At 70.9% G+C, this 24,165-nt stretch carries 21 protein-coding genes; 11 read left to right on the top strand and 10 right to left on the bottom strand.

What is annotated here, in order from left to right; all coding sequences use genetic code 11:
* Positions 1-47 precede the first annotated feature (47 nt).
* The gene (locus OH768_RS45440; RefSeq protein WP_406462665.1) at positions 48-1,793 is read right to left on the bottom strand and encodes an FAD-dependent oxidoreductase; all 1,746 of its coding nucleotides are present in this window, start codon (positions 1,791-1,793) and stop codon (positions 48-50) included.
* Between the two features lie 161 nt (positions 1,794-1,954).
* On the opposite strand from OH768_RS45440, the gene OH768_RS45435 reads away from it, so the two are divergent.
* Positions 1,955-3,649, top strand: coding sequence for a sigma-54-dependent Fis family transcriptional regulator (locus OH768_RS45435; RefSeq protein WP_406462663.1), 1,695 nt, complete (start codon positions 1,955-1,957; stop codon positions 3,647-3,649).
* Positions 3,650-3,655: 6 nt separating this feature from the next.
* Here the strand turns inward: OH768_RS45435 and OH768_RS45430 are convergent, their stop codons facing one another.
* A complete protein-coding gene (locus OH768_RS45430; protein ID WP_406462662.1) occupies positions 3,656-4,174 on the bottom strand; it encodes a hypothetical protein in 519 nt (172 codons plus the stop codon).
* A 123-nt stretch (positions 4,175-4,297) separates the two neighbouring features.
* Here OH768_RS45430 and OH768_RS45425 point away from each other — a divergent pair, with 123 nt between their 5' ends.
* A complete protein-coding gene (locus OH768_RS45425) occupies positions 4,298-4,642 on the top strand; it encodes a cupin domain-containing protein (RefSeq protein WP_406462660.1) in 345 nt (114 codons plus the stop codon).
* A gap of 16 nt (positions 4,643-4,658) precedes the next feature.
* Here OH768_RS45425 and OH768_RS45420 read toward each other — a convergent pair whose 3' ends face one another.
* Positions 4,659-5,690 (bottom strand): LacI family DNA-binding transcriptional regulator, encoded by a 1,032-nt coding sequence (locus OH768_RS45420; protein WP_406462658.1) that lies wholly within the window; start codon positions 5,688-5,690, stop codon positions 4,659-4,661.
* Between the two features lie 107 nt (positions 5,691-5,797).
* Here OH768_RS45420 and OH768_RS45415 point away from each other — a divergent pair, with 107 nt between their 5' ends.
* The 3 genes from OH768_RS45415 to OH768_RS45405 all read left to right on the top strand — a co-directional run bounded on the left by OH768_RS45415 (position 5,798) and on the right by OH768_RS45405 (position 9,091).
* On the top strand, positions 5,798-6,973 hold the full coding sequence (locus OH768_RS45415) for a phytanoyl-CoA dioxygenase family protein (protein ID WP_406462657.1): 1,176 nt from the start codon (positions 5,798-5,800) through the stop codon (positions 6,971-6,973).
* A gap of 94 nt (positions 6,974-7,067) precedes the next feature.
* Positions 7,068-8,072 carry a Gfo/Idh/MocA family oxidoreductase gene (locus tag OH768_RS45410; RefSeq protein ID WP_406462655.1) on the top strand — a complete coding sequence of 335 codons (1,005 nt, stop codon included), beginning with the start codon at positions 7,068-7,070 and terminating at the stop codon, positions 8,070-8,072.
* Positions 8,069-9,091, top strand: a complete 1,023-nt coding sequence (locus OH768_RS45405) for a Gfo/Idh/MocA family protein (RefSeq protein ID WP_406462653.1) — start codon at positions 8,069-8,071, stop codon at positions 9,089-9,091. Before OH768_RS45410 ends, OH768_RS45405 begins: the two co-directional genes overlap by 4 nt.
* Here the strand turns inward: OH768_RS45405 and OH768_RS45400 are convergent.
* The 6 genes from OH768_RS45400 to OH768_RS45375 all read right to left on the bottom strand — a co-directional run bounded on the left by OH768_RS45400 (position 9,040) and on the right by OH768_RS45375 (position 15,871).
* Positions 9,040-10,755, bottom strand: coding sequence for a hypothetical protein (locus OH768_RS45400; protein WP_406462651.1), 1,716 nt, complete (start codon positions 10,753-10,755; stop codon positions 9,040-9,042). The genes OH768_RS45405 and OH768_RS45400 overlap by 52 nt on opposite strands.
* 117 nt (positions 10,756-10,872) lie before the next feature.
* A complete protein-coding gene (locus OH768_RS45395; RefSeq protein ID WP_406465700.1) occupies positions 10,873-11,892 on the bottom strand; it encodes a Gfo/Idh/MocA family protein in 1,020 nt (339 codons plus the stop codon).
* A gap of 53 nt (positions 11,893-11,945) precedes the next feature.
* Positions 11,946-12,854 (bottom strand): sugar phosphate isomerase/epimerase family protein, encoded by a 909-nt coding sequence (locus tag OH768_RS45390; RefSeq protein WP_406462649.1) that lies wholly within the window; start codon positions 12,852-12,854, stop codon positions 11,946-11,948.
* Position 12,855: 1 nt separating this feature from the next.
* On the bottom strand, positions 12,856-13,770 hold the full coding sequence (locus OH768_RS45385; RefSeq protein ID WP_406462647.1) for an ATP-binding cassette domain-containing protein: 915 nt from the start codon (positions 13,768-13,770) through the stop codon (positions 12,856-12,858).
* A 5-nt stretch (positions 13,771-13,775) separates the two neighbouring features.
* Positions 13,776-14,852, bottom strand: a complete 1,077-nt coding sequence (locus tag OH768_RS45380) for an ABC transporter permease (RefSeq protein WP_406462645.1) — start codon at positions 14,850-14,852, stop codon at positions 13,776-13,778.
* Entirely contained in the window at positions 14,852-15,871 is a 1,020-nt protein-coding gene (locus OH768_RS45375; protein WP_406462643.1) for a sugar ABC transporter substrate-binding protein, read from the bottom strand. Before OH768_RS45375 ends, OH768_RS45380 begins: the two co-directional genes overlap by 1 nt.
* A 289-nt stretch (positions 15,872-16,160) precedes the next feature.
* Between OH768_RS45375 and iolC the strand changes: the two genes are divergently transcribed.
* From iolC to OH768_RS45345, 6 genes are read left to right on the top strand one after another with little or no spacing between them, the layout of a single operon-like run.
* A complete protein-coding gene (gene iolC / locus OH768_RS45370) occupies positions 16,161-17,129 on the top strand; it encodes a 5-dehydro-2-deoxygluconokinase (protein WP_406462641.1) in 969 nt (322 codons plus the stop codon).
* Positions 17,130-17,168: 39 nt separating this feature from the next.
* Complete coding sequence (locus OH768_RS45365) at positions 17,169-18,047, top strand: deoxyribose-phosphate aldolase (protein WP_406462639.1); 879 nt, start codon at positions 17,169-17,171, stop codon at positions 18,045-18,047.
* Between the two features lie 14 nt (positions 18,048-18,061).
* Positions 18,062-18,958: a 5-deoxy-glucuronate isomerase gene (gene iolB, locus OH768_RS45360; RefSeq protein WP_406462637.1), complete on the top strand. Its 897-nt coding sequence runs from the start codon at positions 18,062-18,064 to the stop codon at positions 18,956-18,958.
* Positions 18,958-20,835, top strand: a complete 1,878-nt coding sequence (iolD, locus tag OH768_RS45355) for a 3D-(3,5/4)-trihydroxycyclohexane-1,2-dione acylhydrolase (decyclizing) (protein ID WP_406462635.1) — start codon at positions 18,958-18,960, stop codon at positions 20,833-20,835. Before iolB ends, iolD begins: the two co-directional genes overlap by 1 nt.
* A gap of 29 nt (positions 20,836-20,864) precedes the next feature.
* Positions 20,865-22,358: a CoA-acylating methylmalonate-semialdehyde dehydrogenase gene (locus OH768_RS45350; RefSeq protein WP_406462633.1), complete on the top strand. Its 1,494-nt coding sequence runs from the start codon at positions 20,865-20,867 to the stop codon at positions 22,356-22,358.
* 33 nt (positions 22,359-22,391) lie between these two features.
* Positions 22,392-23,177 (top strand): GntR family transcriptional regulator, encoded by a 786-nt coding sequence (locus OH768_RS45345; protein ID WP_307783379.1) that lies wholly within the window; start codon positions 22,392-22,394, stop codon positions 23,175-23,177.
* On the opposite strand, the gene OH768_RS45340 is transcribed toward OH768_RS45345, so the two are convergent.
* Positions 23,167-24,165 carry an aldo/keto reductase gene (locus tag OH768_RS45340; RefSeq protein ID WP_406462630.1) on the bottom strand — a complete coding sequence of 333 codons (999 nt, stop codon included), beginning with the start codon at positions 24,163-24,165 and terminating at the stop codon, positions 23,167-23,169. The genes OH768_RS45345 and OH768_RS45340 overlap by 11 nt on opposite strands.

Genomic DNA, 24,165 nt, shown 5'->3' with positions numbered 1-24,165 from the left:
GACACCGGCGCACCCCTGCGGCTCACTCGCTGTACCAGTGCGAAGTGTCAGCCGTGGCCGAGGATGCGGCGCAGCGCGTCCGTGAGCAACTGTTCGGCGTTCTCGGCCGCGTCGGCGTGGCGGAAGGCGACGTAGCCGTCGGGGCGGACGAGCAGGGCGCCCGCGTCGGAGACCTCGCTGAGGCGGGCCCAGTCGCCGTACGGGTCCTCGTACTGTTGGCCGGGGCCGACGACGACCGTGGCGATGTCGAGGGGCTGCGCCTCGGCCGCGCGCAGCCAGGTCTCGCCGCCGATGCCGGTGAGGAGGGTGAAGCGGCCCTTGCCGACCGTGTCGAGGGTCGAGACGGTGCGGGTGCCTGAGGTGATCCAGGCGTGCGGGAGCTTGGCGCCCGGGCGGGAGCTGGGCTGGTGGTACAGCTCGGGGTCGCGGTCGAAGCCGGGGTCGGGGGTGCCGTCGGGGACGATCGCGCCAGAGCCGTCTGCGGGATAGCGCTGGTTGAGGTCGACGCCGTGCGCGTTGAACTCGTAGACCTTGTAGGCGATCGCCTCGCGCAGCGCGGCCCGTTGCTTCTCCGCGGCCTCGGTGGCGTCCTTGCGGGCGGCGATGTTGGCCCACAGCTGCTCGGGGGTCTGCGGGGAGAGTCCGTCGAGCGCCTCGAAGATCGGGGCGGTCTCGCCGATGGACTTGTTGGCGCGGGTGACGATCTGCTTGCCGACGGGCGCGCGTTCGGCGTCGTAGGTGTCGAGGAGCTTCGGCGTGGCGGTCCCGTCGAGGACCAGCTTGAGCTTCCAGGCCAGGTTGTACGCGTCCTGGATCGAGGTGTTGGAGCCGAGCCCGTTGGACGGCGGGTGGCGGTGCACGGCGTCCCCGGCGCACAGGACGCGGCCGTTGACGTAGGTCTCGGCGTACATCTCGTTGACCGTCCACGCGGAGGACGACTTGATGGTCACGGGGATGTCGTCGTCGCCGACCAACTGCCGTACGACGGACAGCGCGTACTCCTCGGTGAGGTCGGGGGCGCCGGCGCTCACGTCGTAGCCCCACACGATCAGCCACTCGTTCCAGGGGCTGACACAGCGCACCAGGCCCGCGCCGATGCCGCCGACGGTGGCGCCCGGGGCGAGCACCCAGTAGAGGGTGGAGGGCCGGTGGGCGGTGTACTTCGTCAGGTCCGCGTCGAAGACGATGTTGATGCTGCCGGCGACCCCCATCTGGCCGCCCATCGGCAGTCCGGCGTCCTCGGCGACCTGGGAGCGGCCGCCGTCGGCGCCGATGAGGTACTTGGCGCGGATCTGGTACTCGTCGCCGCGCAGCCGGTCCTCGACGGTGACCGTGACGCCGTCCTCGTCCTGCTCGAAGGACTTGTAGACCGTGCTGAAGCGGACGTTCGAGCCGCGCGCGAGCGCCGCGTCGATCAGCACCGGCTCCATCAGGTGCTGCGGCATGTCGCACATGCGGGTCGGGCTGGCCAGGTCGTGCGCGGCCTGCACGAGCGGGTCGTTGCCCCAGGAGCGGATCCGGCCCAGCTCCTCGCCGGCCAGGCTGGTGCAGAACGTGGTGTTGCCCATCAGGTTCTGCGGGGTCGCCTTGGCCAGCACCTCGTCCTCGACACCGAGGTCGCGCAGGACCTCCATGGTGCGCTGGTTGGTGATGTGCGCGCGGGGCGTCCTGGTGAGGCGCGAGTAGCGGGTGACGACGATGTGGGGCACGCCGTAGGTGCTCAGCGCCAGCGCGGCGGCGGCGCCGGCCGGGCCGCTGCCCACGATCAGTACGTCGGTCTCGACAACGTGCACGGCGGGACGCTCCAGGGGGTGAGGCAAGTTGAGACTGGGGTGAGAAAGGCACCGACTCTTCACGATCATCATGCGGGCGGAACACCCTCGGGTGTCTCATTACGAGACAGTTACAGCCCCGCGGCGGCCGCCGTCACGGGCCCGATACGGTGTGAGGCGTCATGACCATCGTGGAGCACTCCCCCGCCCTCGCCCCGCTGCGCCAGGCGCGCGAGCGGTTCCTGACCGGCCGCCCGCTGCCCGACGGCGTCCCGGACGAGGTCCTCGCCGCCTGGCGGCGCGCCCGCTTCTTCGGCGTACGGCATGACCTCGACGGTCCGCTCCACGATCCCGGACCGCCGGCCGAATCGGCCCTGTTGGAGGCGGCGCGGCCGGTGCTTGAGCGCATCGCGCCGGCCCTCGGCGGGCACTCGGCGCTGCTCCTGACCGACGAGCGGCTGCGGGTGGTGTGGACGGCGGGCGAGGTGCCCGGCGGCGACCGGTGCCGTGATCTGTCCGAGCGGGAGGTGGGCCACAACAGCGCGGCTCTCGCCCTGCGCACCCGGCGCCGGGCCGAGGTGCACGGGCCCGAGCACTTCCTCGACGTGTGGCAGGACGTGTCCGCGGTCAGCGTGCCGCTGTTCGCCCCGGAGACCGGGCAGGCGCTCGGCACGGTGACGGTCGCGTCCGGCCTGTGCGCCGGCTGCGGCCCGCACCCTGGTGCCGCCCTCGCGGAGGCCGCGGCCGTCGCGGTGGAGGCGGAACTCCTCGCCCGCTCCCGTTCGGCCGAACGGGTGCTCCTCGACGCCTACACCCGCGCCACGGACGCCCCCGGAGGCGCGGTCGTCGCCCTCGACGGCCGCAACCGCCTGATCAGCGAGGCCGCCGTCCGCCTCGCCACCCCCCAGGTACTGGCCGCCCTGGAACGCGCGAGCACGAGCCAGGAGCCGTACGACGCGACGCTCCCCGACAACGCCGGCTGCACCGCCGCGATCACTCCCGTACGGCACGAAGGCCGCGTTCTCGGGATCGTCGCCGTGCTCGAGGCGCGGGCCGTCGAGGTGCCGCGTCCCGTTCCGCGCCCCGCGCTGGCGCTCGCGGGCGGCTCGGTGCCCTGGCGGCACGCGGTCGCGCGGGCGGTGGAGCTGGCCCGGGTCCCGGAGCCGCTGCTGCTGACCGGTGAGCGCGGCACCGGCAAGACCGCGCTGGCCCGTGAACTGCTCGGTGAGACCGTGCCGTTGGTCGCCGACGCCGCCGAGTCGCCGGAACTGGGCGTGAAGTACAGCGAGTTGGCCGACGGGCGCCCACTGCTCCTGCGGCACGCCGAACGGCTGGCCCAGCCCGATGTCGCCGCCCTCAACTCCCTGCTCGACGAACACCCGGACGTGCATCTGCTGGTCACCTACACGCCCGGCACTCCCCCGGGCCCCTGCTTCCAACGCCTCCTGGACACCCTGGCCGCCCGGTCGGTCGCCCTGCCCGCGCTGCGTGAACGCCGGGAGGACGTACGGGAGTTGCTGCCGGTCCTGGCTCCCCGGCCGGCCCCGGGACAGCCGCCGCTCAGCTGGACGCTGGACGCGCTGCGGGCCCTGGAGGAGCACCCCTGGCCCGGGAACGTGACCGAACTCGCCCATGTCGTACGGGCGTTGGCGGAACACCGGCGGGTCACCGGTCCGGTGCGGCGGGCCGAACTCCCCGACCCGGTCCGGGAGGGCCCCGCGGCCCGGCGGCTCAGCCCGATGGAGCACGCCGAACGCACCGCGATCCTGGCCGCGTTGCGCCGGCACGGCGGCAACAAGGCGCGGGCGGCTGCCGCGTTGGGCATCGGTCGGGCGACGCTTTACCGGAAGCTGCGCGGTTACCAGGGCGTCTCCTGAACCCGCCTATTTGATCAGGGCGTTCGCCACGACCACTACCACCCCGAGCAGCGCGTCCACCGCCCCGATCGCCACGGCGACCACCCAACTCCGCGCCGACCAGCGGGCCGTGACCAGGCCCAGGCCGAACAGCAGCGCGATGTTGAGGACGAAGGCCGCGTACTCGACGCCGTTCGCGGGCCACCAGCCCCAGCCCGCCCCGGCGAGCAGCAGCACGGTGGGCAGCGCGGCGGCGACCAGCGGCCACTCGTCGCGCAGAGTGCGCAGGGCGTCCCAGCGGCGGTGCGGGGCGCGCTCGGCGATGTAGTGCGCGTACCCGTGGGCCAGCGCCGAGGCGCCCGCGGTCACCAGCAGCCACAGGGCGTCGTAACGGCGGCTGCCTTTGGAGGTGTGGCCGTACTGGGTGAGCGCGGCGACCATCGAGCAGGCGAGGACGGCGCCGTAGACGCCTCCGAAGAGGATGTTCTCCCGGGTCTCGTGCGAGTGCCGGTGCGGTTCGGGGACGGCCGTCGTGGTCTGCGCCATGCCCTCCACGATCACCCGGCGCCACCCGGGCCGCCACCCCGCGACGAAGTGTCCCCCCACCTGGGCCGATGTCCCACACAGTGTCCACAACCGGGCCTTGCACGAGCGGGCTAGGGTCGCGGTATGACGCACAGTTTCGTTGTCCGCATCCCCGACGCCGAGCTCGAACCCGAGCCGCTGGACCCGGCGCAGATCGTCTCCGGTACGCCCGAGGTGACCGGGAAGTTGGTGTGGGAGTCCGAGGACGGGCGGCAGATCCGGGGGATCTGGCAGATCACCCCGGGGGTGGTCACCGATACGGAGGCGGACGAGCTGTTCGTCGTGATCAGCGGCTCCGCCACCATCGAGGTCGAGGGCGGGGAGACCCTGAAGGTCGGTCCCGGGGACATGGCCGTGCTGCGCGCGGGCGACCGTACGACGTGGACGGTGCACGAGACGCTGCGCAAGGCGTACGCGATCAACCTCTGATGATCTCTGTTGATCCTCAACGGGCCGCCGGCACCGGCATGTTGTAGGGCGTGACGACCTGGATCGCGGACGGCAGGGCCGGGCCCGCGGGCGGCAGCGCGTCGTGTGCGCGCATCACGATCCGGCAGGCCTCGCGGACGTCCTGGCGCAGGTCGTGGTGGAGGACGGCCGACAGCCGCCGCTCGTGCAGCAGCCGGGTGTTGTCGTGGTCGAGGTCGTGCGCGACGAACACGGCGCACTCGCGGCCCAGGTCGGCGAAGGCGCGCAGGGTCGCGATGTTGCCGCCGCCGATCGAGTAGACCGCGCGGATGTCCGGGTCGCGCTTGAGGGCGGCCCGGACCAGCTCGTACTGGGTGGCGTCCAGGCCGTGGCCCTCGGTGATCTCGACGAGGGCCCGGTCCGGGTAGCGGGCGCGCATGGTGCTGCGGAAGCCCATCTCGCGCTCCTCCTCGTTGCGGAAGAAACCGCTGCTCAGGCTGGTGAGGACATTGCCGGGTCGGTCGCCGAGCCACTGGCCCATCAGATAGGCGGCGGTGGCGCCCGCCGCCCGGTTGTCGATGCCGACGTAGGCGAGGCGGGCGCTCGCGGGCAGGTCGGTGACCAGGGTGACGACCGGGATACCGGCGGCGACGAGCCGGCCGACGGCCGCGGTGATCTCGGGTACGTCCGGTGCCTTGAGGATGACGCCCTGCGAGCCGCGCCGGGCGATCCGGTCCAGGGTTGCGACGAGTTCCTTCACCGGCGCGGTCTCCCGGAAGTGGAAGCGGGAGCGCACCACGGCCGGGTGCAGATCGGGCAGCTCCGCCTCCAGCGCCACCCGTACGGCGGTGGAGAACCGCTCCGGTGTCTGCATCACGATGTCGATCATGAACGTACGGCCGACCAGCCTGACCTGGGTGCGCTGCCGGTCGAGATCCGCGATGGCCTGCCGGACCTCACGCACGGTGCTCTCGCGGACACCGCCCCTGCCGTTCAGAACCCGGTCCACGGTGGCCTCGCTGAGGCCCGCCTGACGTGCGATTTCCCTGATCGGGAAGGGGTGGCCCACCGGTCGTCTCCTTGAGGGGTTTTTGATGGCTCGCTGCCGGTTGTTCGAAGGGTTTGTACTGACAAGAATGACAGGACCGCACCACCACGTGACCCGAGGGGACGACGATGTCCTTCACATCCGCAGAACGCCCCGCCTGGCTCACCGAGCAGGACTGCGATCTCGACGCCTTCCGCACACTCGTCGAGCGGCCCACCGACCTCGGTGATTTCCCGTACGCGTCCTCGGCCGAGCGGAACGTCCTCGTCTACGACAGCGCCCGGCTCCGCAAGTCGGTGGCGGCCGGTGAGCGCCGCGAGGTACAGGCCGAGCTGGTGCGGGTGTTCGCCGAGGGGCCCGGCATCGTGGTCCTGCGGGACGCGTTCCCGGACGCGTCGGTGGTGGACCGTACGACCGAGGTCTTCGAGGCGCTGATCGCCGAGCAGCACGCCTCCGGCGCGGGCGCCGGTGACCACTTCGCGAAGCCGGGGGCCAACGACCGGGTGTGGAACGCCCTGGAGAAGGCCGCGCTCTACGACCCGGAGGCGTTCGCCGACTACTACGCGAACGACATGCTGGTCCTGGTGTCCGAGGCCTGGCTGGGCCCCGGCTACCAGGTCACCTCGCAGATCAACGTGGTCCACCCGGGCGGCGCGGCCCAGACCGTGCACCGCGACTACCACCTCGGGTTCCTCGGCAACGAGACCGCCGCCGGCTACCCGGCGCACGTGCACCGCCTCTCCCCCGTGCTCACCCTCCAAGGGGCCGTCGCGCACTGCGACATGCCGGTGGAGTCGGGGCCGACGATGTACCTGCCTCACTCGCAGAAGTACGAGCCGGGCTATCTGGCGTGGCGACTCCCCGAATTCCAGGCCTACTTCGAGGCCAACCACATCCAACTCCCGCTCGCCAAGGGCGATGCCGCGTTCTTCAACCCTGCGCTGTTCCACGCGGCCGGCACCAACCGCACCACCGATGTGCGGCGCATGGCCAACCTGCTCCAGGTGTCCTCCGCGTTCGGGCGGGCGATGGAGACGGTGGACCGCGAGGCCGTCAGCAACGCGGTCTTCCCGGTGCTGCTCAGGCGGAAGGCCGAGGGCGTGCGCGAGGAGTGGCTGGACGCGGTCGTCGCGGCCAGTGCCGAGGGCTACCCCTTCCCCACCAACCTCGACAACGACCCGCCCGTCGAGGGGCTCGCCCCGCCCTCGCAGGCCGACATCGTGCGCCGCGCGGTGCGCGAGGGGTGGGCCCCGCAGGCGCTCCGTGGAGAGCTGCGGGCCGGCGCCGAGCGGCGCGAGAGCTGAGGAGCACCCCCGACCGACGTTCACCGTCTCGCGAGAAACCCTTGCGAGAGACAACTGCAAGAAACCCGCACCCCTCAAGAAAGCAAGAGCCCTCATGCGCATCGGAATCCTCGGCCTCGGCCGCATCGGCGCCTTCCACGCCGAGACCCTGTCCGGACTCGACGCGGTCGAGTCCCTCGTCGTTGCCGATCCGTTCGCGGAGGCCGCCAAGAAGGCCGCCGAGCGGTTCGGCGCCCAGGTCGCGGACTCCCCCGAGGCCGTGCTGGCCGCCGGGGTCGACGGTGTCGTGGTGGCCGCGGCGACCGACGCCCACCCGGGCCTGATCCTGGCCGCCGTCGAGGCGGGCATCCCGGTCTTCTGCGAGAAGCCCGTCGCCAAGACGATGGCCGAGGGCGTCCAGGTCCTCAAGGCCGTCGAGGGCAGCGACGTGCCGATCCAGATCGGCTACAACCGCCGGTTCGACGCCGGCTTCGTCGCCGCGCGCGCCGCCGTGCAGTCCGGCGAGCTGGGCAAGCTGCACACCGTGCGGTCGACCACGCTCGACCCGGCGCCGCCGCCCGCCGCGTACATCGCCGCGTCCGGTGGCATCTTCCGCGACTGTTCCGTGCACGACTTCGACATCATCCGCTGGGTCACCGGCCGTGAGGTCACCGAGGTGTACGCGGTCGGCGGCAACCGGGGCGCCGAGTACATCAAGGAGGCGGGCGACGCCGACACCACCGGCGCCATCCTCACCCTCGACGACGGCACCATCGCGGTGGTCTCCAACTCCCGCCACAACGCCCGGGGTTACGACGTCCGCATGGAGATCCACGGCTTCACCGACTCCATCGCGGTGGGCCTGGAGGACAAGCTGCCGCTGCGCTCCGTGGAGCCCGGCGTGACCTTCCCCGCGGGTGTCCCGCACGACTTCTTCATGGACCGCTTCACCGCCGCCTACCGCGCCGAACTCACCGCGTTCACCGAGGTGGTGGCCGGCACCCGCACCTCCCCCTGCACCGTAGCCGACGCGCTGGAGGCCGGCTGGATCGCCGACGCCTGCACCCTGTCGCTGCACGAGCACCGCCCCGTCACCATCCAGGAGGTACGCGAAGCATGAGCGGTCCGGGCCGGGAACCACTGCGCATCGGAGTACTGGGAGCGGCTCGGATCACCGAGCAGTCCCTGATCGGCCCGGCCCGGACGACCGGTCACCGCCTCGTGGCGGTGGCCGCCCGCGACCGGGACCGCGCGGTGGCGTACGCCACCGCACACCGCGTCGAACGGATCGCGGACTCGTACGCCGACCTGATCGCCGACCCCGAGGTGGAGGTCGTCTACAACCCCCTCGCCAACGGTCTGCACGGGCCGTGGAACCTCGCCGCGCTGGAGGCGGGCAAGCACGTCCTGTCGGAGAAGCCCTCGGCGAGCAACGCCGAGGAGGCGGCCGAGGTCCGGGAGGCGGCGGCGAAGGCCGGCACGGTCTTCATGGAGGCCTTCCACTACCTCTTCCACCCGGTCACTCGGCGCCTGCACGAGCTGCTGGCCTCCGGTGAGCTCGGCGAACTGCGGCACGTCGAGACCCTCGTGGCGATCCCGGCCCCGCCGGACACCGACCCGCGCTGGTCGCTCGACCTGGCCGGCGGCGCCGTCATGGACCTGGGCTGCTACAGCCTGCACGCCCAGCGCATGCTCGCCCCCTGGGCGGGCGGCGCACCCCGGCTGGTCTCGGCCCGCGGCGGCGAACACGCGGGCGCACCGGGCGTCGACGAGTGGCTGGACGCCGACCTCGCCTTCCCGAGCGGCGCCACGGGCTCCGCCCGCTGCCACATGGCCTACGACGAGATGGTGATGAGCTGCCGGATCACCGGCAGCCGGGGCGAGGCGTTCGCACCGAACTTCGTCCTCCCCCACCTGGACGACCGGGTCGTCATCCGCACGACGGACGGCGAGCGCACGGAGCGGCTCGGCCGCCGCTCCTCGTACACCTACCAGCTGGAGGCGTTCGCCGCCCGGTTGAGAAACGGCGCGCCCCTCCCGCTGGGCCCGGACGACGCGGTCGCGACGATGACCCTCATCGACGAGTCCTACCGCGCGGCGGGCTTCGCGCCCCGGCCGCGGGTGTCGGTTCTGCGGTAGACGAAGGTCGGGTACGGCACCCCGACCGCCCGCTCCCACGCCCGGACGATGTCGATGTCGTCCGGGCGTTCCGCACGGGCCTGGGCAAACGCGATGACACACCGGGCGTGGACGTCTCTTGCGTCGGTGCGGCGGGTGAGGTCGAGCAGGGAGCGCAGGGCCGCGACCGCCTCCTCGGGACGATCCGCGGCCAGTCTGTCCTGGACCTCGGTGTCGAGCGCGACGGCGAGAGCCGAGGCCGTGACCGCCAGTTCCGCCTCGACGCCGGGGATACCGATCAGCTCTCTCAGGACGGCCTCGGCCTCCTCGTAGCGGGCCACGGCGGCCGTGCGGTCGCCGGCGAGACCGACGGCCTGGGCCAGGACCCGCAGGCGGCGCGCCGTCAGGGGACCGTGGGTCTCCCTGTCGGACTCGGCGAGCCGGCGGGTGAGGGCGACCGCTTCGAGGGCGCTCGACACGGCCGACTCCGCGTCGTCTGCACTCTGCTGACGGATGCTCAAGTTGGCGAGAATGCGGGCGAGTTGGTCCTCGTGCCGCCCGACGCGCCGGTATGCGGCCACGGCCCGTTCCGTGTCCGCAACGGCCTTGAGGTGGTCGCCGCTTCGCCGGTGACAGCGGGCCAGGTCGTCCAGGGTGTCGGCGAGCAGCGGCTCGAAAGCCTCCGGACGGTCGGCGGCGAGGCGGGTGTACAGCCCGGCAAGTTCCGTGAGGATGGTCAACTGCTCGTCGTACGCACCCGGTTCGTCCAGGATGAGGGCCAGGCAGCGCAAGGCCTCGGCGAGTCGCTCGGGCTGGTCGGCCAGTTCTCGGGCCTCGGAGACCGCCTGGTCGGCGATCGTACGCGCGACAGCGGGAGAACCCGTCGCGCTGCGGCATAGGGCCAGGTCCGTGAGGAGCCGGACTCGCAACGGCAGTACGAACTCCGGACAGATCCTGGCGATCGCCCCGTACACCGCCTCCTTCGCCTCGGGCTCCAGTGCCAAGGCCTCCTCGTACCGGCCGAGCGCCCGCAGTCCGCCTGCCAACTCGACCAGCACCTGGGCCCGCAGACGCAGGAAACGCGACAACTGCCGTACGGACACGGCCCGCAGGAGGGCGGCACACTCCAGGTACACGGCGACGGACTCCGCCGTACGGCCGACGACGGTGAACGCGAGCCCCTGCGTGCGCAAGGCGACCGGCAAAGCACCCAGGCTTCGGTCCCGCCGCGCGGGGGGCGGCGAGCCGCGATACAACTGCACGCACTCACGGGCGGGTTCCTGGGCCTCCGCCGCACGGCCGCCGAAGACGAGTGCCTGTGCCCGTGCGTGGAGGGCGCACGCGGTCAGGGCCGGGGACATCCTCGCCCCCGGTACACCCAGCGCCGCGTCCACGACGGTGCCGGCTTCCGCGTACCGTTCCGCCAGCACCAGGGTGTGGGCGTGTACGACCAGTGCGCGGCTCAGCGCGTCCAAGTGGCGTTGCTCGGGATGGGTTTGTTCGGTCCCGGGACGGTACACGGCGACCGCTTCCTGGGCCCAGGCCGACCGGCGAGCGGGCGGCGGCGGGTGCAGCAGCGCCCAGCCGGGGACCGCGCAGTGCAGCAACGCGGCCCCGAGCAGCGGAACTCCCGGACCGGGAGCCAGGCGTGCCGTCGCGCGCAACAACGGCAGCAGTATGCGCACCGGCCCCATCCGCACCCCCCTTTGTCGTCCGCACTCGAGGACGACTCAAGTACGGCTCAAGGACAAAGGACAACAGAGAACAGGTGGTGGTTGCACAGGCACTGCCCCGCGAAGTGGCTATCGGTAGAGCGCGGGCCGCTCCACCAACTCGACCTCCACCCGCACCCCCTCCTCCAACGCCCGTACGCCCGCCTCGCACACGGCCGCCGACGTGTAGCCGTCCCATGCGGTCGGGCCGGTGACCTCGCCGCGGCGGGTGGCGTCGACCCAGGTCTGGACCTCGCGGTCGTAGGCGTCGGCGAAGCGTTCGACGAAGTCCTGGGCGATGGTGCCGCCCCAGCGGCCGGCCATGTTGGTGACCACGGCGTGGCCGTCGCCGATGCGGGCGGTGCCGCGTTCGCAGACGATCTCGGCCTGGACCTGGTAGCCGAAGCCGCAGTTGACGAACATCTCGACGTCGACGATCGCGCCGCCGTCGGTCTCGAAGACGACGAACTGCGGGTCCTGGAGGTCGTCCGGGGCGCTCGCCGAGGGCCGCGGGCGCAGCACCTGGACGGCCGTGATCTCGTGCCCGAGGAGCCAACGGGTCGCGTCGGTCTCGTGGGCCACGGAGTCGCTGATCAGCATGGAGCTGGTGAAGAAGGGCGGGCTTGCCGCGTTGCGGTGCCGGTTGTGCAGCATCAGCGGTCGGCCCAACTGGCCTGTTTCCAGGAGGGCCTTGAGCTTCATGTACTCGGCGTCGTAGCGCCGCATGAAGCCGACCTGGACCCGGCGGTGGCCGAGGTGCACCTCGGCCTCCAGGACGCGCAGCGCGGAGGCCGCGTCGGGGGTGAGCGGCTTCTCGCACAGGACCGGGAGGTCGTGCTCGAAGGCCGTCAGCAGGGCCGCCTCGTGGGCGGGGCCCGGTGAGGCGATCAGGACCGCGTCGACGTCGGCCGCCGCCATCGCGGCGGCCGGGTCGGTGTACGCGGTGCAGCCCTCGATCCCGGACGCGATCCGTTTGGCGCGCTCGGCGTCGACGTCCACGACGGCGCTCACCCGGGCGCCGTTGACCACTTCCCCGATCCGGCGGACGTGGTCCGTCCCCATCTTTCCGGTTCCGACCACTGCCACTCCGAGCGTGTCGCGCGGGTTCATGGCCATCGGCCGTCCTTTCGGCTCGTCAGGGTCGTCACGTTGCTCACGTTTCGTCAGGCACCGCAGGAGCGGAGGAACTTGCGGGTGCGCTCCGCGATGGGGAGGGGCTTGTCCGGCTCGCACGGGTACATGTCCTGCTCGACGATCGCGAACAACTCCACGCCCAGGCGCTGCGCCGCGACCAGCACCGGCTCCAACTCCGGTACGCCGGACGGCGGTTCGCACATCACGCCACGCTGCACGGCCGGTCCGAACGGGATCTCGTTCTTGACGACGTCGGCGAGGATCTCCGGGTCGACCTGCTTGAGGTGCAGATAGCCGATGCGTTCGCCGTAGGCCTCGATCAGCTTGACGCTGTCGCCGCCGCAGTAGGCGTAATGCCCCGTGTCCAGGCAGAGGTTGACCAGTTCGGAGTCGGTCGAGTCGAGGAAGTGCTCGACGTGGTCCTCGGTGTCGAGGTGGGTGTCGGCGTGCGGGTGGACGACGATGTCGAGTCCGTACGCCTCCTTGACCTCGTGCCCGAGGCGTTCCATGCCCTTGGTGAGGTGGGCCCACTGCTCGCCGGTCAGCTCCGGCGGCTCCAGGATCTCGGCGGTCTTGTCGTCCCGCCAGAAGGAGGGGATGACCACGAGGTGCTTGGCTCCCGTCGCCTGGGTGAGCGCGGCCACTTGGCTCACATGCTCCCAGGTGGCGTCCCAGACGGAGGGGCCGCGGTGCAGGCCGGTGAAGACCGTGCCCGCGGAGACCTTCAGGTCGCGCCGCGCGATCTCGTCCGTGAGCCGGGCGGGGTCCGTCGGCAGATAGCCGTACGGCCCCAGCTCGATCCAGGAGTAGCCGGCCTGGGCGACCTCGTCCAGGAACCGTTGCCACGGCACCTGTTGGGGGTCGTCGGGGAACCACACGCCCCAGGAGTCGGGGGCCGAGCCCACCCGGATGCGGTCCAGAGAGGGACGGTCGGGCATGTCAGGACGTCCCTTCAGGTGATGCGGCCGCCGAAGCCTTGAGGTCCTTCTCTTCGGGGAGTTCTTCGACGTCGACGCCGCGGACCTGGGACAACTCGTGCTTGAGTGCGGCGAGTTCGGTGCCGCCGGCCATGTGGTTGGTCAGCTCTTCGAGGGTGATCTCGCTGCGTTCGGCGGAGAGTTCCATGGTGCCCAGGCGCAGGACGCTGAAGTGGTCGCCGACCATGTAGGCGTGGTGGGGGTTGTGGGTGATGAAGATGACGCCCAGACCGCGTTCGCGGGCCGCGGCGACGTACTTCAGGACGACGCCGGACTGCTTGACGCCGAGGGCTGCGGTCGGCTCGTCGAGGATGAGGACGCGGGCGCCGAAGTAGACGGCGCGGGCGATGGCCACGCACTGGCGCTGGCCGCCGGAGAGGGTGCCGATGGGCTGGTCGAGGTTGTCCAGGACGATGCCCATGTTGCGCAGTTCCTCGTCGGCGGTCTGCTTCATCTTCTCGATGTCGAGACGGCGCACGGGCCAGGGGCCGCGGGTCATCTCGGAGCCGAGGAAGAAGTTGCGCCACACCGGCATCAGCGGGACGACGGCCAGGTCCTGGTAGACCGTCGCGATGCCCCGGTCCAACGCCTGGCGGGGGGTGGTGAAGTGCACCGGTTCCCCGTCGACGAGGAACTCGCCCTCCGAATGCTGGTGCAGGCCGGAGATGATTTTGATCAGGGTGGACTTGCCCGCGCCGTTGTCGCCCAGCACGCAGGTGACCTGGCCGGGGCGGACCGCGAGGTCCACGCCGTGCAGGGCACGCACGTTGCCGTAGGACTTGCCCGCGTTGCGGAGCTGGACGAGGGGATGGTCCCCGTCCCCGGGCGGCGTGTCGGTCAGGACCGCGCCGTGGGTGCCGCTCTTGTGGTCGGTCATCGAGGTCACCTCCGGGTCGCGGTGCGCTGCACCCACAGATTGATCATGACGGCGCCCAGCAGCATCACGCCCAGGAACGCCTTGAACCAGTCGGGGTTCCAGCCGGCGTAGACGATGCCCTGCTGGACCATGCCGAACATGAACGCCCCGAACACCGGCCCGATCGCCGAACCCGCACCACCGGTCAGCAGACACCCGCCGATCACGGCCGCCGAGATGTAGATCAGCTCCTGCCCGACGCCCTCGCCGGACTGCACGGTGTTGAAGGAGAACAGCTGGTGCATCCCGATGAACCAGGCACCGAACCCGACCAGCATGAACAGCGAGATCTTCGTGAACGCCACCGGCACACCCACCGCACGGGCGGAGTCCTTGTTGCCGCCCACCGCGAAGATCCAGTTGCCGTACTTCGTCCGCAGCAAAACCCAGGTCGCGATGGCGGCGAACACCAGCCACCACACGATGGTGATCTTCACCTGGACGCCGCCGACGTCGAACGAGGAGGCGAAGACCTTCTTGGCCTGGCCGAAGCCGTCCATGGTGCTGATGTCGTCGGTCGCCACATTCCCGGTGACCAGTTTGGTGACCGCGAGGTTGACGCCCTGCAGGATCAGGAAGCTGCCCAGCGTGATCAGGAAGCTCGGCAGACCGGTCTTGACCACGAGCCAGCCGTTGAGGAATCCGATCCCCAGCGACACCAGCAGAGCGACGATCACACCGACCCACACGTTCATGGTCAGCTGGTAGCTGAGCATGCTCGCGGTCAGCGCGGAGGTGATGACGGCGACACCGGCGGAGAGGTCGAACTCGCCGCCGATCATCAGCAGCGCCACCGGCAGGGCCATGATCCCGATGGTCGACGAACCGTAGAGGATGTTCGCCATCGACGCGCCCTCACGCACCGGCGGAGCCGCGATCAGGAAGAACACGTACACCGCGGCCGCACCGAGGAAGACACCCACCTCGGGGCGGGCCAACAGCCGGATGGCCAGGGGGCGTTCGGCGGTCCGGCCGTCGGTGGGCTTGGGGCCGGGGGCCGGCGGTGAGGTCACCGCCGGCTCGGCGTGCTGGGTCATGCTCATCACCGGGTTCCGTTGGCGGCGTACTTGGCGACGGCTGCGACGTTGGTCTTGTCGACGAAGGCCGGGCCGGTCAGTACGGGCTGCTCACCGCCGCCGCTGTAGTTGCCGTTCGTCTTGTAGAGCCACAGCGAGTCGACGGCCAAGTAGCCCTGGAGGTACGGCTGCTGGTCGACCGCGAACTGGACGGTGCCCTTCTGGATGGCGCCCGTCAGGGTGCTGTTGAGGTCGAAGGTGGCGACCTTCGCCTTGCTGCCCGCGTCGGACAGCGACTGCACGGCCGTCATGGCGAACGGAGCGCCCAGCGTGACCACGTAGTCGATGGCCTTGTCCTGCGTGAGCTTGGCGGTGATCGTCGACTTCACCGACGGCATGTCCGTGCCGTTGACGTTGAGGACCTCGGTGGTGCCGGTGAAGGTCTTCTTCACGCCGTCGCAGCGCTGGGTCAGACCGATGTTGCCCTGCTCCTGGATGACACAGACGACCTTCTTGGCGCCTTCCGTGTTCAGCCGCTTGCCGAGCGCCTCGCCGGCGACCGTCTCGTCCTGGCCGAAGAACTCCAGCAGTCCGAGCTTCTTCCAGTCGCTGAGACCGGAGTTGAGGCCGACCACGGGTATGTTCGCGGTCTTCGCCTTGTTGATGACGTCCTTGAGGGCGTCGGGCTTGGCGAGGGTGACCGCGATGCCGTCGACCTTCTGGTCGATCGCGTTCTGCACCAGGTTCGCCTGGTTGCCCGCGTTCGGGTCGGCCGAGTAGATGAGCTTGATGTTGTCCTTGGCCGCGGCGGCCTGGGCGCCCTTGCGGACGATGTCCCAGAAGGTGTCTCCGGGCGCCTGGTGCGTGACCAGGGCGACCGTCATACGCGGAGTGCTGGCCTTGCCCGCGGAGGCGCCGGAGGTGTCCTCCGTGGACTTCTTGCCGCCCGAGCTGCTGGAGCAGCCGGCGAGGGTCAGTGCCGCTGCCGCGGCAACCGCCACGAAGGGGGCCATTCTGCGCGAACGGGAGTGGGAAGAACGGTCCATCTTTCCTGCACCTCACTGTGCTTCAGGGGAAAGGGAGCAATGATCGCAGAGATCCGGGCTCGGGGTCTGTCGACCCCGGGTCGTACGCCGTGAAACACGGCTGTTGCGCTGGGACGGAATCCAATCCCCGGTCGCGCCCGCTGTCAATACTTTGTTAAGACATCATTTCACAAGCAGGTCCGAATGTAAGTACAAACTATTGACAGAGCGCCCCTCGGAGTCCTACACCTGGGAGTCGGCAGGCCCTCGGGACCCGCCCACCCCCCAGTAGCTCAGAGGAGTGCCGCGCATGGCCGAGTCAGCCCAGCCCTTCGATCTCATCACCATGGGCCGTATCGGGGTCGATCTCTACCCCTTGCAGTCCGGCGTGCCGCTGGCGCAGGTGGAGACCTTCGGGAAGTTCCTCGGAGGTTCGGCGAGCAACGTGGCCGTGGCCGCCGCCCGGCTGGGCCGCGGCACCGCGGTGATCACCCGCACCGGCGACGATCCCTTCGGGGCGTACCTGCACGAGGCGCTCAAGGACTTCGGCGTGGACGACCGCTGGGTCACCCCGGTCGCCGAGTACCCCACCCCGGTCACGTTCTGCGAGATCTTCCCGCCGGACGACTTCCCGCTGTACTTCTACCGGCAGCCCAAGGCGCCGGACCTGGAGATCCGCACCGACGAGCTGGACTACTTCGCGATCCGCCAGGCCCGCGTCTTCTGGATCACCGGCACCGGTCTGAGCGAGGAGCCGAGCCGCTCCGCCACGCTCGCCGCCCTCAAGGCGCGCGACAAGGCGGGCACCACGGTCTTCGACCTGGACTGGCGCCCGATGTTCTGGAAGGACCCGGAGGAGGCCCGCCCGTACTACGCGGAGGCGCTGCGCCACACGACGGTCGCGGTCGGCAACCTCGACGAATGCGAGATCGCCACTGGTGTCCGCGAGCCGCACGCCTGTGCCCAGGCGCTGCTGGACGCGGGTGTGGAGCTGGCCGTCGTCAAGCAGGGCCCCAAGGGTGTGCTGGCCGTGCACCGCGACGGCACGACCGCCGAGGTGCCGCCGGTCCCGGTCGAGGTGCTCAACGGTCTCGGCGCGGGCGACGCGTTCGGCGGCTCGCTCTGCCACGGACTGCTGGCCGGCTGGGAGTTGGCCAAAACCATGCGGTTCGCCAACGCGGCCGGTGCCCTCGTCGCCTCCCGTCTCGCCTGCTCCACCGCGATGCCCACCGAGTCCGAGGTCGAGGACCTGCTCGCCGGCGCCCGCGTGGGCGGCTGACCCCGTGACCGCCCGAGTCTTCCCTGAACGGAGCTTCTCTTGAGCATCAGCATCCCCGACCTGGTCACGGTCAGAGCCCGCCATCCGGAGGCGATCGCGGAGGCGGCGGCCCGCCGGGTGCGTCGGCCGCTGCTCGGCGACGGCGGTCGCCTGATGATCGTGGCCGCCGACCACCCGGCGCGCGGCGCGCTCGGCGTCGGCGACCGCCGTACAGCCATGGCGAACCGCGCCGACCTGCTGGAACGCCTGTGCGTCGCGCTGTCCCGGCCGGGCGTCGACGGAGTGCTGGCCACCGCCGACATACTCGAGGACCTGCTCCTGCTCGGGGTCCTGGACGGCAAGGTCGTGATGGGTTCGATGAACCGCGGCGGCCTCTCCGGCGCCGCGTTCGAGATGGACGACCGCTTCACCGGCCACCGCGCCGAGGACATCGAGCGGCTCCGCTTCGACGCGGGCAAGCTGCTGCTGCGCATCGACTACGACGACCCGGGCTCCCTCACCACCCTGGAGTCCACCGCCCGCGCCATCGACGACATGGCGGCACGCCGACTCCCCCTGTTCGTCGAGCCGTTCATATCCCGCCGGATCGACGGCAAGGTCCGCAACGACCTGTCCGCCGAGGCCGTGACCCGCTCGATCGCCATCTCCTCCGGCCTGGGCGGCACTTCGGCCTACACCTGGCTGAAGCTGCCCGTCACCGAAGACCCGGACGACATGGCCGAGGTCATGGATACCTCGACGCTGCCCGCCGTGCTGCTCGGCGGCGAGGTCGGCGACGACCAGGAGGGCGCGTACGAGAAGTGGCGCAAGGCGCTGCGGCTGCCCACCGTCCAGGGCCTGGTCGTGGGCCGTTCCCTGCTGTACCCCGCCGACGGCGGCGTGGAAGCGGCGGTGGACACCGCCGTGGGTCTGTTGTGAACAGGAGGCACACGATGACGAGCGCGTACCACCTTCCCGCGGGCAAGGCTCTCGGCGGCCCCTACGTCGTGGACGTCACCCCCGAGTCGGCGGCCTGGGGCTACTCCAGCCTGCGGGTCCTGGAGCTGCCGCCGGGCGGCACGCACACCTTCGACACCGAGGACAGCGAGTGGATCGTCCTCCCGCTCACCGGTGGCTGCACGGTCTCCGCCTCCGACGACTTCGGCCATGACACCTTCGAACTCGACGGCCGCGAGAGCGTGTTCACCTCCGTGAGCGACTTCGCGTATGTCCCCCGGGATTCCCGTACGACGATCTCGTCCGCCGGCGGCGGTCGCTTCGCGCTCAACGGCGCCCGCTGCACCCGCCGGCTGCCCGCCCGCTACGGCCCGGCCTCCTCGGTTCCGGTGGAGCTGCGCGGCAGCGGCAACAGCTCGCGGCAGGTCAACAACTTCGGCGCGGCCGGGGTCTTCGAGTGCGACAAGCTCATCGCGGTCGAGGTGATCACACCCGGCGGCAACTGGTCCTCGTTCCCACCGCACAAGCACGACGAGCACCGGCCCGGCGAGGAGTCCGTCCTCGAAGAGGTCTACTACTTCGAGTTCGCCGACCACGAGGGCACCCCCGGTCTCGGCTACCAGCGCGTCTCGCCGTCCGGACAGGGCCGCAACACCGACGTCCTGGCCGAAGTGCGGGGCGGAGACGTCGTGTTGGTCCCGGACGGCTGGCACGGGCCCTCGATCGCGGTGCCCGGTCACCACATGTACTACCTCAACGTCATGGCGGGTCCCGAGGACGACCGCTCCTGGCTGATCTGCGACCACCCCGATCACACGTGGGTCCGCGACACCTGGTCCGAGCAGCCCGTCGACCCCCGCCTCCCTCTCTACACGGCACCGGAGAAGTCCTGATGAGCACCCCCACCCGCCGCCTGACCGTCGCCCAGGCCCTGGTGCAGTTCCTGTCGGCGCAGTACACCGAGCGCGACGGCGTGCGGCAGCGGCTGATCGCCGGTACCTGGGGCATCTTCGGCCACGGCAACGTCGCCGGACTCGGTCAGGCGCTCCTGGAGGCGGGCGAGGACACGATGCCGTTCCACCAGGGCCGCAACGAACAGGCCATGGTGCATGCGGCAGTTGGCTACGCCCGTCAGCTCGACCGGCTCTCCGCGCAGGCCGTCACGACGTCCATCGGACCGGGCGCCACCAACCTGGTCACGGGCGCCGCGCTCGCCACCATCAACCGTCTGCCGGTCCTGCTCCTCCCCGGCGACTACTTCGCGACCCGCGCCGCCGACCCGCTGCTCCAGCAGCTCGAGCACCCGGTCGAGGCCGACCTCTCGGTCAACGACACCCTGCGCCCGGTCTCCCGCTACTTCGACCGGATCTCCCGCCCCGAGGCCCTGATCCCGGCCGCCCTGAACGCGATGCGCGTGCTGGCCGACCCGGTGGAGACCGGGGCTGTGACTCTCGCTCTCCCGCAGGACGTTCAGGCCGAGGCCCACGACTGGCCGGAGGAGTTCTTCGCAGACCGCGTGTGGCACGTACGGCGTCCCGCGCCGGACCTCGCCGAGCTGGCGGAGGCCGCCCGGGCGATCCGGTCCGCCGGGCGCCCGCTGATCGTCGCGGGCGGCGGCATCCACCACAGCCGCGCCGAGGAGGCGCTGAAGGCCCTGGTCGACACCACCGGTATCCCGGTCGCCTCCACGCAGGCGGGCAAGGGCTCCCTCCGCCACGACCACCCGGCCGACCTGGGCGGCATCGGCCACACCGGCACCGCGGTCAGCGACGACATCGCGCGCGCCGCAGACCTGATCATCGGCGTCGGTACCCGCTACACGGACTTCACGACGGCCTCCAACACGCTCTTCCAGAACCCGGCCGTCCGGTTCGTCAACCTCAACATCACCGCCTTCGACGCCCACAAGCTGGCCGCACACACGCTGGTCGCGGACGCGAGGGAGGGACTCACCGCGCTGACGGAGGCGCTCTCCGGCCACCGGGTGGACGCGGCCTACGAGGCCGAGTACCGCGCGGGCAAGGAGAGTTGGGAGCGGGTGGTCGACACCGCGTTCACCGCCCCGGACGAGAACGCCGTACCGACGCAGACCCAACTCCTCGGCGCCCTCGACTCAGTTGTGGGCGACGACGACGTGGTGATCAACGCGGCCGGCTCGCTCCCGGGCGACCTGCACAAGCTGTGGCGGGCGCGCAGCCCGCGCCAGTACCACCTGGAGTACGGCTACTCCTGCATGGGCTACGAGATCCCGGCCGGCATCGGTGTCCAGCAGGCCGCCCCCGACACCGCCGTGTGGTCGCTGGTCGGCGACGGCACCTACCTGATGATGCCGACCGAGATCGTCACGGCCGTCCAGGAGGGCCTGCCGGTCAACCTGGTGCTGATCCAGAACCACGGCTACGCCTCCATCGGCGGCCTCTCCGAGTCGGTCGGCGGCGAGCGCTTCGGCACCGCCTACCGCTACCGGGCCGCCGACGGCACCTTCTCCGGCGCCCCGCTCCCGGTCGACCTCGCCGCCAACGCGGCCAGCCTCGGCATGGACGTCCTGCGCCCCAAGACCGTGCGCGAACTGCGCGAGGCACTGGCCGCGGCCCGCGCCTCCGACCGGCCGACGTGCGTCTACGTCGAGACCGACATCGCCACCCCGACCGCTCCCCCGGCCGAGGCCTGGTGGGACGTACCGGTCGCCGAGACCGCCTCGCGGGCATCGGCCGTACAGGCCCGTGAGGAGTACGACCGCCAGGTCGTAGACCGTCGCCGCCACCTCTGAACTCCCCTCCCCCGAAAGGCACTTGCACCATGAAGACGATCACCCACTGGATCGACGGCAAGCCCGTCGAGAGCACGTCCGGCCGCTTCGGTCCCGTATACAACCCGGCGACCGGCGCTCAGGAGAAGCAGGTCGGCTTCGCGACCGTCGACGAGGTGGACGCCGCCGTCGCCTCCGCGAAGGCCGCGTTCGAGAGCTGGGGCACCTCCTCGCTCGCCAAGCGCACCGCGATCCTGTTCAAGTACCGCGAGCTGCTGGACGCGCACCGCGACGAGATCGCCGAACTGATCACCGCCGAGCACGGCAAGGTGCACTCGGACGCGCTCGGCGAGGTCGCGCGCGGCATGGAGATCGTCGAACTCGCCTGCGGGATCAGCGTGCAGCTGAAGGGCGAGCTGTCGACGCAGGTCTCGACCCGCGTCGACGTGGCCTCGATCCGCCAGCCGCTGGGCGTGGTCGCGGGCATCACGCCGTTCAACTTCCCGGCCATGGTGCCGATGTGGATGTTCCCCCTCGCCGTCGCGACCGGCAACACCTTCATCCTGAAGCCGAGCGAGAAGGACCCGTCGGCGTCCTACCGCCTGGCCGAACTCGCCTCCGAGGCGGGCCTGCCGCAGGGCGTGCTGAACGTCGTGCAGGGCGACAAGGTGGCCGTCGACCGCATCCTGGAGCACCCGGACATCGAGGCCGTGTCCTTCGTCGGCTCGACGCCGATCGCGAAGTACATCCAGCTCAAGGCGGTTGAGCACGGCAAGCGCGTGCAGGCCCTCGGCGGCGCCAAGAACCACATGCTGGTCCTCCCGGACGCGGACCTGGACTTCGCGGCCGACCAGGCGATCAACGCGGCCTACGGCTCGGCCGGCGAGCGCTGCATGGCCGTCTCCGTCGTGGTCGCGGTCGGCGACACCGGCGACGAACTGGTCACCAAGATCGCCGAGCGCGCCGGCAACCTGCGCATCGGTCCCGGCAACGACCCGGCGAGCGAGATGGGCCCGCTCATCACCCGCGAGCACCGCGACAAGGTGGCGTCCTACGTCGCCTCGGCCGCCGCACAGGGCGCCGAGGTCGTCGTCGACGGCACCGGCTTCTCGGTCGAGGGCCACGAGGACGGCTTCTTCCTCGGTGTCTCCCTCCTCGACAAGGTGCCGCTGACGGCGGACGCGTACAAGGACGAGATCTTCGGCCCGGTGCTCGTCGTCGTGCGCGCCGAGTCGTACGACGAGGCCATCACCCTTATCAACAGCTCCCGTTGGGGCAACGGCACCGCGATCTTCACCCGGGACGGCGGCGCCGCCCGCCGCTTCCAGATGGAGGTCAAGGCGGGCATGGTCGGCGTGAACGTGCCGATCCCGGTGCCCGTCGGCTACCACTCCTTCGGCGGCTGGAAGGACTCCCTCTTCGGGGACCTCCACATCTACGGCAACGACGGCATCGCCTTCTACACGCAGGGCAAGGTGATCACCACCCGCTGGCCGGACCCGGCCGACGGTGGCATCAACCTCGGTTTCCCCAGCAACTCCTGACCATCCGTCACGATCCGTGAGGAGGTGCCCTCTGTGGCGAAGACCGGTGGCTACTCGCGTGCCGTGACCGGTTCCCCGCTCGACGGCCTGCATTTCGCCCTGGACCGCAACAGTCCGGTGCCGCTGTACTACCAGCTCGCACAGCAGCTGGAGGCGGCGATCGAGCACGGCACCCTCGCGCCGGGCAACCTCCTGGGCAACGAGATCGACCTGTCGGTCCGCCTCGGCCTGTCCCGCCCCACCGTCCGCCAGGCCATCCAGTCCCTTGTCGACAAGGGACTGTTGGTCCGGCGGCGGGGGGTCGGCACCCAGGTGGTGCACAGTCAGGTCAAGAGACCGCTGGAACTCAGCAGCCTCTACGACGACCTGGAGTCGGCCGGGCAGGGACCGACCACGGAGGTGCTGCGCAACGAGGGCGTGCCCGCGACCGCGGATGTCGCGGCGGCCCTCGGGGTCGCGGAGGGCAGCGAGGTCACGCTCCTGGAACGGCTACGCTCCACGCACGGTCAGCCGGTGGCGTTCCTGTGCAACTACCTTCCGGCCAATCTGCTCGAACTCGACACCGCCCGGCTGGAGTCGACGGGCCTGTACCGGATGCTGCGCACCGCCGGCATCACCCTCCACAGCGCCCGCCAGACGATAGGCGCCCGCTCGGCCACCCCCGAGGAGGCCGCCCGGCTCGACGAGAAGGAGAACGCGGCACTGCTCACGATGCAGCGCACGGCGTACGACGACACGGGGCGGCCGGTCGAGTACGGGACGCACATCTACCGGGCGTCCCGGTACGCGTTCGACTTCCAGTTGCTGGTCAGGCCCTGACCGGGACGGTGGAGTCCAGGCGTTCGCGCTGCTCCGCCGTCAGCTCCAGGTCCACGGCCGCGAGGTTCTCCTCCAGCTGGGCCACCGACGAGGCCCCCGCGAGCGGGACGATCGGCAGCGAACCGCCCAACTGCCAGGCGAGTACCACCTGGTTGACGCTCGCCCCGGTGTCCTTCGCCACCTCCCGCAGCGCGGCGAGGCGGGCGGGGGTGCCCGGGTGGTCGTAGTCGGCGGGCAGGGGTTTGTCTTGGCGGGTGTAGGCGCCGGCCAGCAGGGGTGAGTAGGCGACCAGGGTGAGGGCGGGCTCGGCGCGCAGATAGCCGAGCAGGTCCGGTCCCGCGCTGCCGAGGCTGCCGTCGGGGAAGAGGCCGGACGGTACGTCGGTGCGGGGGCGCAGATAGCTGTGCTGGTACTGGAGGACCTCGTAGCCGGGCAGTCCGGCCGCGGCGGCGATCGCGCGGGCCCGTTCCACCCGCCAGGCCGCGTGGTTGCTGACGCCGAGGAGACCGACGGTGCCCTCGGCGACCAGTTCGGCGAATCCCTCGACGGTCTCCCGCAGCGGAACGTTCTGATCCTCGATGTGGGCGTACAACAGGTCCAGTTTGTCCACGCCGAGGCGTTCGCGGCTGCGTTCGGCCGACTCGCGGACGACCTTCGCGGACAGGCCCTCCGGGTTGTCGACGAATCCCGTACCGGGTGCCAGCGGGCGGGCCCCCAGCTTGGTCGCGATCACGATCTCGTCGCCGATGCCGCGGCTGCGCCGCCAGCGTCCGAGCAGCTTCTCGCTCTGGCCGCCCTGACCGCCGTCGGTCCAGAACGCGTAGTTGTCGGACGTGTCGATGAAGTTCCCGCCGGCCTCGACATAGCGGTCGAGCACGGCGAAGGAGGTCGCCTCGTCGGTGCGGGAACCGAACAGCATGGCCCCGAGCGCGAGCACGCTCACCTCGCGGCGGTGGGCCGGATCGGTGCCGATGGTGCGGTACTTCAT

Origin of the sequence: Streptomyces sp. NBC_01622 (assembly GCF_045209635.1) — a bacterium.
Lineage (GTDB): Bacteria > Actinomycetota > Actinomycetes > Streptomycetales > Streptomycetaceae > Streptomyces.
Note: the sequence above shows the minus strand (reverse complement) of the source record. Positions and strands in the feature narration are given on the sequence as shown.

Bases quoted from the DNA above. Each gene is read 5' to 3' on its own strand.
- OH768_RS45435 (WP_406462663.1), top strand. From the start codon at position 1,955: ATGACCATCGTGGAGCACTCCCCCGCCCTCGCCCCGCTGCGCCAGGCG.
- OH768_RS45430 (WP_406462662.1), bottom strand. From the start codon at position 4,174: ATGGCGCAGACCACGACGGCCGTCCCCGAACCGCACCGGCACTCGCAC.
- OH768_RS45425 (WP_406462660.1), top strand. From the start codon at position 4,298: ATGACGCACAGTTTCGTTGTCCGCATCCCCGACGCCGAGCTCGAACCC.
- OH768_RS45415 (WP_406462657.1), top strand. From the start codon at position 5,798: ATGTCCTTCACATCCGCAGAACGCCCCGCCTGGCTCACCGAGCAGGAC.
- OH768_RS45410 (WP_406462655.1), top strand. From the start codon at position 7,068: ATGCGCATCGGAATCCTCGGCCTCGGCCGCATCGGCGCCTTCCACGCC.
- OH768_RS45405 (WP_406462653.1), top strand. From the start codon at position 8,069: ATGAGCGGTCCGGGCCGGGAACCACTGCGCATCGGAGTACTGGGAGCG.
- OH768_RS45395 (WP_406465700.1), bottom strand. From the start codon at position 11,892: ATGAACCCGCGCGACACGCTCGGAGTGGCAGTGGTCGGAACCGGAAAG.
- OH768_RS45390 (WP_406462649.1), bottom strand. From the start codon at position 12,854: ATGCCCGACCGTCCCTCTCTGGACCGCATCCGGGTGGGCTCGGCCCCC.
- OH768_RS45385 (WP_406462647.1), bottom strand. From the start codon at position 13,770: ATGACCGACCACAAGAGCGGCACCCACGGCGCGGTCCTGACCGACACG.
- OH768_RS45380 (WP_406462645.1), bottom strand. From the start codon at position 14,852: ATGAGCATGACCCAGCACGCCGAGCCGGCGGTGACCTCACCGCCGGCC.
- OH768_RS45375 (WP_406462643.1), bottom strand. From the start codon at position 15,871: ATGGACCGTTCTTCCCACTCCCGTTCGCGCAGAATGGCCCCCTTCGTG.
- iolC (WP_406462641.1), top strand. From the start codon at position 16,161: ATGGCCGAGTCAGCCCAGCCCTTCGATCTCATCACCATGGGCCGTATC.
- iolB (WP_406462637.1), top strand. From the start codon at position 18,062: ATGACGAGCGCGTACCACCTTCCCGCGGGCAAGGCTCTCGGCGGCCCC.
- iolD (WP_406462635.1), top strand. From the start codon at position 18,958: ATGAGCACCCCCACCCGCCGCCTGACCGTCGCCCAGGCCCTGGTGCAG.
- OH768_RS45350 (WP_406462633.1), top strand. From the start codon at position 20,865: ATGAAGACGATCACCCACTGGATCGACGGCAAGCCCGTCGAGAGCACG.
- OH768_RS45340 (WP_406462630.1), bottom strand. From the start codon at position 24,165: ATGAAGTACCGCACCATCGGCACCGATCCGGCCCACCGCCGCGAGGTG.